At 49.9% G+C, this 14359-nt stretch carries 14 protein-coding genes; 12 read left to right on the top strand and 2 right to left on the bottom strand.

The genetic code is table 11. The features are described 5' to 3' along the window. Positions 1 to 66: 66 nt before the first annotated feature. The 4 genes from J2Z65_RS30010 (at position 67) to J2Z65_RS29995 (ending at position 2093) form a co-directional block, all read left to right on the top strand. Positions 67 to 363 carry a hypothetical protein gene (locus J2Z65_RS30010; protein WP_167067119.1) on the top strand — a complete coding sequence of 99 codons (297 nt, stop codon included), beginning with the start codon at positions 67 to 69 and terminating at the stop codon, positions 361 to 363. Further along, positions 357 to 992 carry an HAD hydrolase-like protein gene (locus tag J2Z65_RS30005; RefSeq protein WP_167067116.1) on the top strand — a complete coding sequence of 212 codons (636 nt, stop codon included), beginning with the start codon at positions 357 to 359 and terminating at the stop codon, positions 990 to 992. The genes J2Z65_RS30010 and J2Z65_RS30005 overlap by 7 nt, the downstream gene beginning before the upstream one ends. Before the next feature lie 185 nt (positions 993 to 1177). Continuing rightward, entirely contained in the window at positions 1178 to 1648 is a 471-nt protein-coding gene (gene lspA / locus J2Z65_RS30000) for a signal peptidase II (RefSeq protein ID WP_167067113.1), read from the top strand. A gap of 100 nt (positions 1649 to 1748) precedes the next feature. Next, a complete protein-coding gene (locus tag J2Z65_RS29995; RefSeq protein ID WP_167067110.1) occupies positions 1749 to 2093 on the top strand; it encodes a hypothetical protein in 345 nt (114 codons plus the stop codon). 108 nt (positions 2094 to 2201) lie between these two features. On the opposite strand, the gene J2Z65_RS29990 is transcribed toward J2Z65_RS29995, so the two are convergent. Further along, the gene (locus tag J2Z65_RS29990) at positions 2202 to 4349 is read right to left on the bottom strand and encodes a DNA topoisomerase III (RefSeq protein ID WP_167067107.1); all 2148 of its coding nucleotides are present in this window, start codon (positions 4347 to 4349) and stop codon (positions 2202 to 2204) included. Between the two features lie 185 nt (positions 4350 to 4534). Between J2Z65_RS29990 and J2Z65_RS29985 the strand changes: the two genes are divergently transcribed. The 6 genes from J2Z65_RS29985 (at position 4535) to J2Z65_RS35985 (ending at position 11711) form a co-directional block, all read left to right on the top strand. Continuing rightward, the gene (locus J2Z65_RS29985; protein ID WP_167067104.1) at positions 4535 to 6136 is read left to right on the top strand and encodes a sensor domain-containing diguanylate cyclase; all 1602 of its coding nucleotides are present in this window, start codon (positions 4535 to 4537) and stop codon (positions 6134 to 6136) included. 527 nt (positions 6137 to 6663) lie between these two features. Continuing rightward, positions 6664 to 7692, top strand: coding sequence for a hypothetical protein (locus J2Z65_RS29980; protein ID WP_167067101.1), 1029 nt, complete (start codon positions 6664 to 6666; stop codon positions 7690 to 7692). Then, positions 7685 to 8338 (top strand): DUF4129 domain-containing protein, encoded by a 654-nt coding sequence (locus tag J2Z65_RS29975; protein WP_167067098.1) that lies wholly within the window; start codon positions 7685 to 7687, stop codon positions 8336 to 8338. Before J2Z65_RS29980 ends, J2Z65_RS29975 begins: the two co-directional genes overlap by 8 nt. Beyond that, positions 8319 to 9461, top strand: a complete 1143-nt coding sequence (locus J2Z65_RS29970) for a DUF4350 domain-containing protein (RefSeq protein ID WP_167067095.1) — start codon at positions 8319 to 8321, stop codon at positions 9459 to 9461. The genes J2Z65_RS29975 and J2Z65_RS29970 overlap by 20 nt, the downstream gene beginning before the upstream one ends. 5 nt (positions 9462 to 9466) lie before the next feature. Continuing rightward, positions 9467 to 10387 (top strand): AAA family ATPase, encoded by a 921-nt coding sequence (locus J2Z65_RS29965; protein WP_167067092.1) that lies wholly within the window; start codon positions 9467 to 9469, stop codon positions 10385 to 10387. After that, complete coding sequence (locus tag J2Z65_RS35985) at positions 10338 to 11711, top strand: DUF58 domain-containing protein (RefSeq protein ID WP_167067089.1); 1374 nt, start codon at positions 10338 to 10340, stop codon at positions 11709 to 11711. Before J2Z65_RS29965 ends, J2Z65_RS35985 begins: the two co-directional genes overlap by 50 nt. Here J2Z65_RS35985 and J2Z65_RS29955 read toward each other — a convergent pair. After that, positions 11706 to 12680 (bottom strand): stage II sporulation protein M, encoded by a 975-nt coding sequence (locus tag J2Z65_RS29955; protein ID WP_167067086.1) that lies wholly within the window; start codon positions 12678 to 12680, stop codon positions 11706 to 11708. The two genes, J2Z65_RS35985 and J2Z65_RS29955, sit on opposite strands and share 6 nt — an antisense overlap. A 133-nt stretch (positions 12681 to 12813) precedes the next feature. On the opposite strand from J2Z65_RS29955, the gene J2Z65_RS29950 reads away from it, so the two are divergent. Both J2Z65_RS29950 and J2Z65_RS29945 read left to right on the top strand, forming a co-directional pair. Beyond that, positions 12814 to 13611 (top strand): RDD family protein, encoded by a 798-nt coding sequence (locus J2Z65_RS29950; RefSeq protein ID WP_167067083.1) that lies wholly within the window; start codon positions 12814 to 12816, stop codon positions 13609 to 13611. A 43-nt stretch (positions 13612 to 13654) separates the two neighbouring features. Further along, complete coding sequence (locus J2Z65_RS29945; protein WP_167067080.1) at positions 13655 to 14335, top strand: NAD(P)H-binding protein; 681 nt, start codon at positions 13655 to 13657, stop codon at positions 14333 to 14335. Positions 14336 to 14359 lie beyond the last annotated feature (24 nt).

Genomic DNA, 14359 nt, shown 5'->3' with positions numbered 1-14359 from the left:
CACTTAATAGTAGTGATATAAACTTACTATTACACACAAAATGTGCCGCAAGGAGATGACATGCAAATGGCTCTAATCACTCACGTTAATGTATGTAATGCAGACAATGAAATTTACTGCTGTCTTCGGAATAAAATTGTAAAGTTGGATGACCAACAGCAAAAACATTTCTGTCAAGGCTGTAAAATGTTTGCCGGCAATGCAGACGCCTATGGGCGAGGCGTAGCTTGTGCTTGGGAAGATCTGCGAGTCGTCAGCAATCCGCATATCGTCAAAGATCCGCTCGAAGAATTTGCTCAAAATCAAATCAAAGAAGTGCCGACTGAGGGGCCGGTCCTATTTCTATATACAACGGAATGGTAAAACATATCCTATTTGACTTCGATGGGACACTTGTCGACTCCAGAGCTTTGCTTGTTAAGTTGTATAATGAAATGGCGGGAGTGCATCAATTTCGCAAGATACGCGAACAGGACCTTGCGCTTCTCAGATCGCTCTCGATTGCGGAGCGGGTTGATCGGCTGGGTGTGCCGGCCCTGCAGATTCCTAAACTCATTATCGCCGGAAGGCAGCTGTATCAAGATAATATTCGCACGCTTCATGTCGTGCCGGGTATGAAAGAGGTCATAGCGAAGCTTTCCTCCCAGGGGGTGAAGAGTTCCATTCTCTCTTCCAATTCGGAGGCGAATATTCGGTTGTTCTTGAAAAATAACAAGATGGAAGGCGTCTTTAAGGAGATTATTTCAGCTAAGCTCCTTTTTGGTAAGCATCATTCCATTCGCAAAGTCATGAAGCAGTGGGGCACAACGGCTTCGCGGATGATTTATGTCGGCGATGAGTTAAGAGATATTGAAGCTTGTAAAAAATTAGGCGTGCCGATTGTGGCCGTCACATGGGGATATGACGCCCCGCGTCTGCTTCTTAGGGGGCAGCCCGATTATTTTGTTAATACTCCTGGGGAACTTTTGAAAACCCTCCAGACGTTAGTATGACGAAGATGAGGATGGGAGAACGTACTAAACGCATAAAGTTCCGTGTAGCTGCCTAAGCATGCCTGAGGCGGCTATTTGAGTTTCCAACTGAGGGATGCAGGCCGCCGGGATGCGCATTATTCGCAGTACCAACCATTCATCATGTAAAATGGTATAGAGGTTATTTCTTAATGAGGGGGAGTGTCATGTTATTTTATATTATCTTGTTTGTGGTTACGGCTGTTGATCAAATATCGAAGGTTTGGATTCGCTCCATGTTGAAAGTGGGGGAATCGATGCCATTTTATAAGGACATTATTTCGTTTACGTATTATCAAAATACGGGGGCAGCCGGCAGTTCACTGCAGGGATGGGCCCGTTATCTCGGGATTTTCGCAGTTGTCATTGTCGCTGTCATTCTCTACTTCCGGAAAAGTGGACGTTTACAAGGCTATCTCTTGCAGTCTGGAGCGGCATTGTTCGCAGGCGGGGCAATAGGTAATGGCATTGAGCGCTTGCTTTTCGGGAAGGTGACGGATTTTATCGTTTTCCGTTCGGGGGACGGTATCATGAATGTGGCGGATTTGGCCATAAATTTGGGTGTTGTCTGTTTTGCTTTGGACATGTTTTTCTCATTGCGGCGGAAAGGTTTTCGCAGAGAAAAAATCCTCTCGTAAATGTAGGTCTAATATACTATAATTATAGATCTAAAGAACTATAATTATCCTTTTATACGCTAGTATAGATAGGGTTGATGTTAGATTGGGAGATGGTAGTGTGAGTCTGGGGAGACAGGCATTGGTCGATGAATTTTTTGCTATGATTCGTAAATTGAATCGGACAGGTGCTGATATTATACATGTAAGGGATTTTTTCTGGAAATCTTCCGAAATGCGCGGCTTTGTTCCTCCAAACGTAGAATTTATGACGGTCCTCAAAACGTATAACGCCGTCTTATTTCATGAATTCCGCAAATCGCTCGTCCCTAATACAAGTATGAACATTTTGGCAAATGTCCACATGGAAGCGGGAGAAGCGCTGATAAGTCTGGGGATTACAAGCTTGGAGCAGCTGGAAATGGCGGTAAAAGGCAAAGTAACGGAAAGGGCCAGAGAAGAATAAAAAACCAAGCAAGGACGAACAGTCCCTGCTTGGTTTTTTTCAATACGGAGGGTGATGCATGGCGTGCTGGGAAGGAACCACAAGGGCCCTTATTTGTTGCGGAAGAGGCTACTCTTCCTTGTTCTGCTGCATCGCTGCACGGAGCTTGTCGGCGAGCGAGTTCCCGAGCCCTGTTTGATCGGAATATTTCTCGATTAATTGGCGATTCGCTTTGGCTGAAGCACGGCGGCCGCCGCCGGAAGCTTCATTGTCCACCTTTTCAACCACGTTGCAGGGACGGCATTGAAAATACTTGCCGGATTTGCCTGTGTGGATCTCCATCTTTTTATGACACTGCGGACAACGGTGATTCGTCAACTGTCCGTCCGCTTCCCGCTTGTAGGAGCATTCGCGGCTGGAGCATACGAGATAGCGGCCTCTTTTTCCCTTTACTTCCTGAAGAAATTCTCCGCAATCCGGACATTTGCTGCCCGTCAAGTTATGCGGTTTATATGCAGCGCCGCTTTTCTTAACCTCGTTAACTAACTCCACGGCTTTTGCGCGAATGCCACTTAGAAATTGCTCCATGCTTCCTTTGCCCTTGGCAATGCGTTCGAGCTCCAGCTCCCAGCGTGCCGTCAGTTCCGGAGAACGCAGCTCCTCCGAGGCGAGCTCAATGAGCTGCTTGCCTTTGCCTGTCGGAATGAGCTGGGAGCCTTGACGTTCGATGGTGTCGGAAGACACCAGCTTTTCAATAATATCTGCACGTGTTGCCGGCGTGCCCAGACCCCATTTTTCCATCTGCGATAGCAAAGAGGCTTCCGTGTATCTGCCAGGCGGTTTGGTCTGGCGGCTCAATTGACGAGCCTGCTTGACGGTAACGGGATCTTTCTCTTTGGCCTGAGGCAGCAGCTGAGACGCATCGTCATCCGTGTCTGATTCTTCCCGATCAGGATCGGTGAAATCATTAGCGCCGTAAACTTCTTTCCAGCCGGCTTGTTTCACCACTTTGCCAGAGGCGTACAGCTTCTCACCGGCAATGTCAACGGTCAGCTTCGTTTCGTCGTAGCGGCAGGGGCCATAGAACAGGGATAAGAATCTACGTACGATCAGATCGTAGAGCCGGCGTTCATCCGCACTTAGGGCGGCAAGCGAAACCGCTTCTCCGGTCGGTATAATCGCATGATGGTCGGATACTTTGGTATCGTCGACTATACGCTTAGTGATCGTTAACGGCTTACGCAGTAACGGAGCGGCGAGCGGTGCATAGGGACCAATCGCTGCGCCCTTGATCCTGCCTGCCAAGGTCGGTGCCATATCCGAAGTCAAATAACGCGAATCCGTTCGAGGATAGGTAACGATTTTATACTGTTCATACAATCTTTGCAGCACGTTCGACGTCTGTTTCGCCGAAAAGCCAAATTTGCGGTTGGCGTCGCGCTGAAGCTCAGTCAAATCATAAGCAAGCGGATGGGGAATTTGCTTCTCTGTTTGTTGAATCTGAACGATGCGGCCGTTCTGGCCCTGCAGCTTCGCTTTCAGGCTATCTGCGCGCTCGCGGTCAAAAATGCGCGCGTCGCCTGTTTTGGGGTCTCGCCACGCGGCGCGGAAAGAGCCCAAATCGGCTTCGATCAACCAATAGTCGACGGACCGGAAATCCCGGATTTCCGTCTCGCGGTTGATCATCATGGCCAGCGTCGGCGTCTGCACACGCCCGGCGGACAAGGACGCGCCGAATTTGCTGGTCAGCGCGCGCGTCACATTCAGGCCGATCAGCCAATCGGCCTCAGAACGGCAGACGGCTGCTTGATACAGCCGGTTGTAGTCCGTGCCGGGCTTCAGCTGCGCGAAGCCTTCGCGAATCGCCTGATCCGTCTGCGACGAGATCCAAAGCCGTTTGAACGGCTTCTTCCAGCGGATCAGCTCCATAATCCAACGGGCGACGAGCTCGCCCTCCCGTCCGGCGTCCGTCGCAATAACCAGCTCGGCGATATCGCCGCGGCGGCTCAGCTGCTCGATCCCGCGGAACTGATGCGACGTTTCCTTCATGACTTTGAGCTTCATGCGCTCAGGGAGGATAGGGAGATCCTCCAGATTCCAGGTTTTGTACTTGGCATCGTAATCATCGGGCTCGGCAAGAGTAACTAGGTGGCCTAGCGCCCAGGTGACGACGTATTTGGCGCCTTCGTAATGGTGTTTTTGCTTCTGATTGCAGCCGAGGACGCGGGCGATTTCTTTCGCGACGCTCGGTTTTTCCGTGAGCACAAGAATTTTCATAGGAATAATGACCTCATTTCTTATTACAATTTAGCATAAGCGAAAGGCGAATTCTTTTCAAATACGGTCTGGAGATGTGTAAATATTCCTGCGGAATGATGTCGAAAAATAATAAAAATTGTCTTTTTTTGTCCTAATTTCAAGGTATAATAAACGTATGAGATAAGAAAGGAGCTGACACCGGAATGGGACGCAAATTTGCTTATTTCTCCAGTCAATCGATGAAAATGAGGTTTCAGTTGTGGATTGGCGTCGCCATTGCGGCATTGGCCTTTTCGATTATTGTCCCTTTTTATTGGATAGAGAAGAAGAACCGGATAAATGAAGCGGAAAGTCAGCTTAAACAAATGATAGTGCTGCAAAGCTTATATATTGAAAGATGGAATCAGGAAAAGCTGGACGCGATCAAGCGGTTCGCTCTTTCGGATAATGCCAAATTTCACCGGATCGGCGATTTAAAACGAGAGTTCCAGAACTATGCAGGCGTCAATTCGGAATTTGATACCCTTAATTTCGTCGAGAAGGACGGGGTCATCAACGCGGGCGATGACTCCTTTATTTATGTAGGAGACCGGCCGTTTTTTAAATATGCGCTCGAAAAGAGAAGCTTTATCTCGGGTGTCGACATTTCCAGAGAGACAGGCAAGCCGATTATTACGTTTTCAGCCCCTGTGCTTGGCGATCAAAATGAATTCAAAGGTGTTGTGATGGGCGTAATAACGCTGGACAGGCTGAATATGCTCATGAAGCAGCTCAGCTTCGGTGAAACAGGAGAGGTTTACGTCTTGGATGCGAAAGGGCAAATTGTGACGGCTTCAGGTAATACGAATGTAAGCAGCACGTCCCCAAATCCCCCTATGACATCTGAAATTATCCAAAGAGCGAAAACCGGCAGCACGTCGAGCGCGGTGTATACCGGCTTTCATGGCGAAAAAGTATTCGGCCAATACCAATGGTCGACAGGGAAGAACTGGATTGTCGTAGGCGAAATTACGCAAAAGGAAGTTTTTCAGAAATTAAATCAATTGAGCATCACGATTATTGTCATTTCTTTCATTGCATTAATTGTCAGTATCCTTGCGGCTATTACGATTGCTTCAAGGATCGAGCGACCGATACGCTATTTGCTTCGAGCCACGCAACATATCCGCAAAGGAAACTACCATTACCAGATAGATGCCGATGAAATCAGAAGCGCTCCGGTAGAGCTGAGACTGCTGGTCAATACGTTTAATCTGATGTCTGAAAAGCTGAAGACGACGATTTCTTTATTAGAAGTTTCCGCTTTGGTCGATCAATTGACCGACATTCCCAATCGCCGCTATATGATGTCCGAAGGGAATGAGCAACTGAAGGCGTGTATAGCTGCGGGCTATACGTGTTCTGTCATGATGATGGATATCGACCATTTTAAGAAAGTGAATGATACTTACGGCCATTTGGTGGGAGACCGCGTTCTGCAACAAGTGGCCACTCTGCTGAAACAGCTGGCGGGAAACCATACCGTCGTGGCTCGTTACGGCGGGGAAGAGTTTATTTTATTGTGCCTACGGAAAAATGCAGAGGAAAGCGCACGCTTGGCAGAGGAGATCCGAGCACGTGTCGAGATGGAACCATACAAGGACGACAAGGTTACGGTACAGTTAACAGTCAGCATCGGCGCTGCTGAATTCTCGCCTAAACTGGAGTTCGGCACTATGGTGCTTGAAGATATGATTTCCAGAGCGGATCATGCGCTGTATCGTGCGAAAACAGCTGGACGGAATCGGGTAGAGCTAGATCGATGAGCAATCATGGATCTGGCTTTTTTTTTGTATGTTGTTGGGGTGATGCGAATGAATCTTACCCCTTCTTTTTGTGTGCGGAGAATGGTTTCAAGGCAACGGGGGGAGGTAGGGGAACTACGGGGCGCTATTTTGCCGAAAACAGCACATTGAGCGAGGGAACGGGAACTAGGGTCCGCTATTTCACTATGATGGACAGAAATTGGGACGATGCGGTGAAATAAGACCCTGTAGTTCCAGTTTAATCCTAGAAATTCTATTTTTCGGCTAAATAAGGGAATGGAGTTCCCTTATTTAGGGCGGGTCATACACACGTGCTAGGAGCAGGTACGGGGTGAGCGTTTCAGGCAGGCCTGTTATTCATGTACGAAAGTTGACGGATAACAAAGCCTCCCGCAACCCCCGGCAAAGACCTGCAAAGATTGGGTTGGGAACATTTTGGTTTCATGCAATTTAGTGGTCAGAATTCTATTGGATTAGTGTATAATAGTCAAGGAGTTAAAGAATTACCAACATTTAGGGGGTTATCCATGCAAAACGTATCATTTAGACCGATGGGAATTGGAAGAATCTTAGACCGCAGCTTCCAATTGTATCGAAAACACTTCGTAGTATTAACACTCATCATGCTGATTTTATACGGTCCTTTTTATCTCCTGCAGCACTTATTGACCTATCAAGAAACCGCGATGACATCAGGGTCGATTTTGGAGCAAATTCGAAATGGCGGTTCGATTCAGGATATGTTTGGGCCGAACTCTTCTTTTCTTCAAAAGGACCCTACCTTGCATAGTGAAGGATACATATGGAAAACGCTCATTTTGGTACTGGTACTTTCCCCGATCATGATTTTGGGTCTTATGCCAGCTTCGATCGCCTCAGTCGTTCATCTTGTGAAAGCCAGTTTGTATGGGGAAGAAACGCCCGGCGTCGGGCAATTATTAAAGAAGTCGTTCGCGCGATTCTGGCCGTTGGCCGGTAGTACGTTCTTAGTTGGGCTTATTGTGTTAGGAATTTACTTGGGGATGGCTATTATACTGGCTATTTTTGCGATCATTTTTGCTGTAGGAGGAAGTTTATCGGGTGCTGTAGGCGGATTTGGCGGCGGGGGTGTAGCTTTTACAATTGTATTTTTTGCAGTTCTTGGTTTGGGAGCACTATTCACGTTTGCTTATTTTGTTATCCGTTGGGGTTACTATTTGCCTTTTGTTGCTCTGGGGGAGGAATCCTTAGGCATTGGCCGCAGCTGGGGGTTAACGCGCAAAAGTTTTTGGCGTTTATTTGGAATGTACATCGTACTCACGCTTATTCTGTATCTATTTCTGATCGTTGTTCAGCTGGTCGTTGCCGCCGTATTTGGTGTAGGACTAGGCGCACAGCTGCTGCAAAGCTTGATTTCTATTCTGGTTATGTCGCTCTGGTTCCTGCCCTATGCGGTTAGCTTCTTCGATTTGAGCGTGCGGAATGAAGGATTAGGGCTCCAAGCCATGATCGATAACACGATTCCTGAAGCAACGAGCGAGCATTTCCCTATTGATTTGGATAAAAAGAATGATTAATGCTTTCATAACTTCTTTGCAAGACGATAAAGAACAATTGTTGGACATATTGAAGCAGGACGAATACACCGCTTATGAAGCCCAAAAAAACGGCTCACTCTGGTCGTGGCTGGAGCCTGTATTTCGTAAAATCAAGAGCTGGTTGCCCCATTTTGAGGTGTCAGATTCAGTTACGGACTGGCTGACTGTAGGGTTGGCCATTCTGCTGTTGGGCATTGCGGCTTTTGCGATCTATTGGTTCGTGAAACAAATCATATGGCAAAAACGGGTTCGTTCGGAAGCTTATTTGACGCAAGGCCAAGTAAGCCGATCTTACCGCTATTATTGGCAGCAAGCAGCCGATCTAAGGGGAGCAGGCGATTGGAGAGAGGGAGTGCGCTCCGTCTTTCTGTCGCTCCTGTTTTATATGGAAGATGCGCGTCTGATTCGCGTGGAAAAATGGAAAACAAACTGGGAATATGCAGAGGAGCTGACAGGTACAGCTTCTTCGCTTGTTCCTTTGTTTCAAGATAGCTCGCTGCTGTTTGAACGCATCTGGTACGGGAAGGAAGCTGTGACCGAGCAGCAGTTTACTTGGTTGTATGAACAGGTTGCCCGGGTTATTGGCAGGAAGGGGGAATCCGCGAATGACAAATGGGCTGAATAAACTGTATGCGGGACTAGCTCTCAGCATTGTGTTGTTTCTCGGACTAGGCTACTGGCTAGTGAAACCGAAGCTTCCGGATCAGCCCCCTAACTTGTCGTTCTCTGCGGATGTAGACGGCACGAAAGCATGGAAAGAGCTGCTTGTCACGAAGCAGACTGCCGTTAAGGAATGGCGGCTGGATTGGAAACATTTGCCTAATGGAAGTTCAATGCTGCTGGTTGCCATACAGCCAACAGTTGTGACGAAGGCGGATCGAGAGCATCTGCTCAAATGGGTTCAAGCAGGCAATGATGCGATTCTGTTCGATAACCATCCTGAAGGTTGGGCTTCTTGGGGGCTCATTCAGGTGGATGGCGGGGCGAAGAATCCTAGCGCCAGCGCCTCGACCATTCAGGTCTCGCCAGGCTATACGTCGGCGGAGGGGACGCTGACCGGACAGGTGGATACCACCTACCGGATCAAGCCCGGCGGCAGCGGACAGGTGCTGCTAGAGGATGATCGCGGCGTGCTCGCCAGCCGTGTGCAGGAAGGGGCTGGCAGCCTCACCGTGGTGCTGACCCCGAATTGGGTGCAGAATGGGACGATTGATGAAGCGTCCCATTTTGAATTAATCTGGCCGCTGTTCGCGAAGTCCTGGGACGCCGTGTGGATCGATGAGACCCATCACGGTTTCGGGACGAAGCCCGGGCTGCTGGCCGTCTACCCCGCGTGGCTCGTGCTCGTCAGCGTGCAGCTTGGCCTTGCGCTGCTGCTGTGGCTCTGGCTGCGCGGCAAGCGCTTCGGCCCCGTCCACACGCCGCGGGCGTGGACGGTTCGCCGTGGCGACGAAGGCGTGCACGCCGTCGCCGCTTGGTACGAGCGCCTCGGCTATCGGCACGAGGCGCTGGTCCAGCAGCAGCTGTTCCTGCGGCAGCTGCTGCATCAGCGCTGGGGGCTCAGCCCCAGCGCCAGCCCTTTGCAGGCCGCGGAGACTGCGCGCGGCCGTATGCCTGAGGCGCAGGCGGCGCAGCTTGCGCGCCTGCTGGCGGAGCCGCCGTCCGATCGCGGCGGCGTGAGTGCCCAAGCGTTCGTGCAGCGAACGCGGGAGATGGGCGAAATGATCGCCTACTTGGAGAAGGAGTGAGCATAATGAATGAACTCATACAAGCGATGGAGCAGCGTGTGTTCGGTCAGAAGCTGAACACCAGGCTGCTCATCACAGCCCTGTTAGCAGGCGGACATGTTCTGCTGGAAGGGGTACCGGGTCTGGGTAAAACGAAAATGGCGCGAACTCTTGCGGAATTATCAGGCGGCGAGTACCGCCGTATCCAGTTTACGCCTGATTTGATGCCTGGAGATATTACAGGCAGTGTTATTTATCAGATGCAGGATCACTCGTTTAAGACGATTCAGGGTCCGATTTTTACCAATGTGCTGCTTGCCGATGAAATAAACCGTTCCGGGCCAAAGACCCAAGCGGCCTTGCTCGAAGCGATGGAAGAGCGGCAGGTAACGATTCAGGGGAATACGTATAAGCTGCCAAACCCGTTTTTTGTCGTAGCGACCCAAAATCCCGTCGAGTACGAAGGCACTTATCCGCTGCCGGAAGCACAGCTCGACCGGTTCATGTTTAAACTGGTACTGGACTACCCCGGCGAAGAAGCCGAGATCGCCATTCTTCGGGGGCATGTGCCGTTTCACCAGCATCAAGAGGAGCCGCTTCAGGCTGTGCTGACTCCTGAACGGGTAACTGAACTGAAGCGAAAGCTTTCGGATGTGGTGGTGGAGGATTCCCTATACACTTACATAGCAACAATCATTCGCAAAACCCGCGAGTCCAAAAGGGTCCAGCTGGGCGCTAGCCCAAGGGCAGGCATCGCGGTGCTGATGGCGAGCAAAGCATGGGCTTTGCTCGACGGCCGGACCTATGTCACGCCAGACGATATCAAGCTTGTGGCGCGGCCTGCGCTGCGGCACAGACTGCTGCTGACGCCGCAGGCGGAACTGGAGGGCGGAACAAGTGACCACATCATCCAAGAAACGCTCGGCTCTATTCCGGTTCCTAGATAAAGCCATCTTTCAGGATTTTATCCTTCCTACGCGAAGATGTATGGGAATAGCGCTAATCGGCTCCGCCCTCATGTTAATCGCAGCTCCTTTGGACGCGGTCTTGCCTGTCTTCTGGAGCTTCAATGCGCTGCTGCTTGTATTGAGCACGGTGGATCTCCTTATGCTTCCCAAACGAGACAGTTGGAGGTTGCGCCGTACACTTCCTGAGCAAGCGGATTTGAGAAGCACGTTTGACGTAAGTCTGGTTCTTGAAAATTTGGAGCCTTCTACAGTTTACGTTGAACTTATGGATCATTTGCCTTACACGTTCCGTCTGGAGAGCAGTCAATTAAGCGGAGCTTTTCGGGGGACAACAACAGCTTTTGGCTACGCAGCGACGGCTCTTGAAAGAGGTAGGTACGCATTTGAGCACGTTTACCTGAGATATTCCGGAGGCATGCGGCTTTGGCAGAAGCAGGTGCGAATAAGTACCAACGATGTGATCGAAATTTATCCGGACTTGTCTCAGGTGCGCGGAGTGCTTGGTGCCACTCAGGACACCTTGATTCTGGAAGGCCACCGTTTGTTTAAAAAACAAAGGAGCGGTTCCGAATTTCACTACATTAGGGACTATGTGCAGGGTGATGACATTCGGCATATTAACTGGAAAGCGTCGGCGCGTACGACGAAGCTGATGACGAACCTTTTTCAACCGGAAAAAGGGAAGATTGTCACGATCATACTGGACTGCGGAAGGCAAATGGGGATTGAGCAGGGTGGACAAGTGAAGCTGGACAGGACGCTGGAAGCTGCGTTAACGTTGGCGGCCGTAGCACTTAAGCAGGGCGATCAAGTAGCGCTTATCGCCTACTCGAGCCAAGTCAAAGTGTATGTGCCGGCGGCAAAAGGGCTTCCCCATTTGCAGGTACTGACGAAGGCTGTGTATGATCTGAGCACGGACTTCGTGGAGTCCAGCCCGCAGATCGCTTTCTCTCATGTGCTGCGTTTTCTGAAAAAACGCTCGCTCATCGTCTTGTTTTCCGATATGGAAAGCTATCTGTACAATCAAGAAATGCTGCCTTATGTGCAGCGGCTCCGCAGAAGTCATCATGTGCTGCTTCTTTCTTTGCAGGACCCGCTTATTCATCAGTGGGTGCGCATACGCGCTGAGGACAGCCGGGAGGCTTACCGGCAGAGCGTGGCCCACAAATTCGCGACAGATCGCTACGCCTATGTAAACGAAATGGCCGGCAGAGGCATCCCCGTGATGGATGTCCCCGCCGACCAACTGACGCTGAGCGCGGTTAATGCGTATTTGCAATTGAAAGCACGCGATCGGCTATAATGCTAATGGCTGCTGCCCGTTGGCTTTCTTGCGAATGCCATATATGTAATACAGAGCAAGGAGCAGCAGCGTAATGCCCGCTATGATGTATTTCATTTCAAGAGACAATGTGGAAGGTGTAATGTAGCCTTCAATGATCCCTGCGATGATGAACAGTGGAATTGTGCCGATCAGGAGCTGGGCGGATTCCTTGGCTGACTCCAAGAAGCGCAGCTTGCGCGGATAGGGTCCTGGCACGAAAAAGCGATAGCCCATGTACAAACCGGCTCCGCCTGCGATAAAAATAGCGGTAAGTTCAATGATGCCATGGGGCAAAATATATGCCCAGAATACATAACCTTTACCGGATTGCATGAAAACAGCGGCTAGCGCACCGACGAGAAGGCCGTTGCTGATCATGAGATAGACGGTTCCGATGCCAAGCGTCACACCGCTTATGAAGGCAAGTACGGCGACTCGGATGTTATTCGTCATGATGGCGGTAGAAACAAGAGGGGAATGCAAGTCCCCGCGGGGATCTGCTGTTTTGGATGGATCAATGCTGTCTGCCATTGCCCCCGGCATAATCAGCGATAGATTGAGCGGATCTTTCCAAACCGATAGGAAGCCTAGCAGACCTCCAAGCACAAAAAGAAGGAAGGCGAGGGCGACGAACAAGCTTCTTGCCCGGATCAGTGAAGGAAAGTAATGGAGGAAGAACTCCTTCATCTGAGTGCTGCTTGAATGGCTTTCTCTATACATCGCATTGTGCGCTTGAGAGACAAGATGATTCAAATAAACCGTTGTTTCATCAGCGGGTGAGTGAGTTTGCATCGTCGCCAAATGGGCGGAAACGGTTTTGTATAATTCCGTAAATCTGTTGATGTGACTGGCATGCAGTCCGCGTTTTCTCTTGCTAAGCTGAATCAGCAATTGTTCGAGCTCTGTCCATTGCGATTTGTGTTCCCGGATAAAGCGCGAGATGTCCATGAACATGAAAGCCTCCTAACCGTTCATCTTGGCGAAACGTACTTCGTAAGAAGGCTCGTTTTGCGTTTAACCTGTTTATTCTATCATATTTACGTCTTGAATTACCATAATTTTGCAATGATAAGGAGATGCTATGAACGAGTCTCTGGATAAAGAAGTAACCGTCATTACCCCTGAGCAGGTGCAGCTGCAATTCCAAACTGCCGGGATTGGCAGCAGGGCGGCAGCGCATCTCATGGATGTCCTTATTTTGACAGGGATAAATGCCATATTGTTTTTATTCGCTATTCTGATGAGTCGGTTATATTCAGGTAACTGGCTGCCTGCTCTTGCGGATTACATCCTCGCGATTACCATTGTGTTATGGATCGTATTGAACCTTGGTTATTTCATCGGCACGGAAGCTTTTATGGGCGGGCAAACGTTAGGAAAGAAAATGCTGGGGCTGCGCGTCATTCAAAACAACGGCCAGTCGGCTACGTTTTTATCCGTATTGATAAGAAATCTGTTTCGATTGCTGGATATTATGCCAGCTTTCTATTTTATTGGAGTAGTCAGTATCTTCTTAAGCTCGAAGGATAAACGGATCGGTGATATGGTGGCTGGAACGATTGTCGTGATTGAGGCTCGTTTCGAACGGATGAAACGCCGGAAACAGCTGGTAAGGGCGCTTACCCGAAAGAATTATCCTGATATCGCACTGAACATCGAGGATTCTGTAAGACAAGGGATCACAGCAAAGGATTGGCAGCTTTTGCAGGCATGGATAGAGAGAGTACCTACGATGCCTGACGTGAAATTGGCGGAGCTGGCAGCGCCTATTGCGCACCATTTTGCCAATAAATTAAATCAAAACGCCGAAATTACCCACGATGCTCCTGCGTTCTTAGTCAAGGTTCATGAGACTCTGCGGGAAGATTGGGAAGTGTAAATGCGATTAGCTCATAGATAGGGCTGCTCAGAGGAGGGAAAGTATGGGGACGTCAGCTATCGTAGCTGGGGGTACAGGGTTAGTAGGACGTGAGCTTATCCGGCTGCTGTTGGAAGATCCTGCGTACGATAAAGTCATTGCGCTCGTTCGTAAGGACATGCAAGTCAGTCATCTTCGGGGAAATGAAAAGCTTGTCCAATTTATAACTGATTACAACCGGTTGGATTCTGAGCTTGAACCTGCGGTTATGGCGGATGCGCACGTATTTTGCACTCTGGGAACGACCATCAAAAAGGCCGGCTCTCAAGAGCAGTTTCGCAAAGTTGACTTTGAATATCCGATGAAGCTGGGGGAAATTGCGAGCAGGGGGAAGGCGAGGGCCTTTGTCATCGTGACGGCGATGGGAGCTAACAGTGCCTCGTCTATCTTCTATAATCGTGTAAAAGGTGATGTCGAGCATGGACTTCGTTCGTTGAACCTTCGTTCGCTCTACTTGCTTCGTCCATCTCTGATCCTAGGGGACCGGGATGAGGTTCGAGTGGGTGAGCAGCTCGGCAGCTTGGTTTCCCGGGCGATTTCTCCGCTGATGATTGGCGGACTCCGAACTTACCGCCCTATTCATGCGAGCACCATTGCCGCTGGATTAATTGCCTCTGCGAAGATGGGCGAGCCGGGTGCTCACATTGTATTGTCCTCTCGCATAGCTGAGCTGGCTGCGAAGTAGGGGCAGTTGCTGCCAATATCGACG

This window comes from Paenibacillus aceris (genome assembly GCF_017874035.1).
Lineage (GTDB): Bacteria > Bacillota > Bacilli > Paenibacillales > NBRC-103111 > Paenibacillus_E > Paenibacillus_E aceris.
This window is presented reverse-complemented; position numbering and strand designations above follow the sequence as displayed.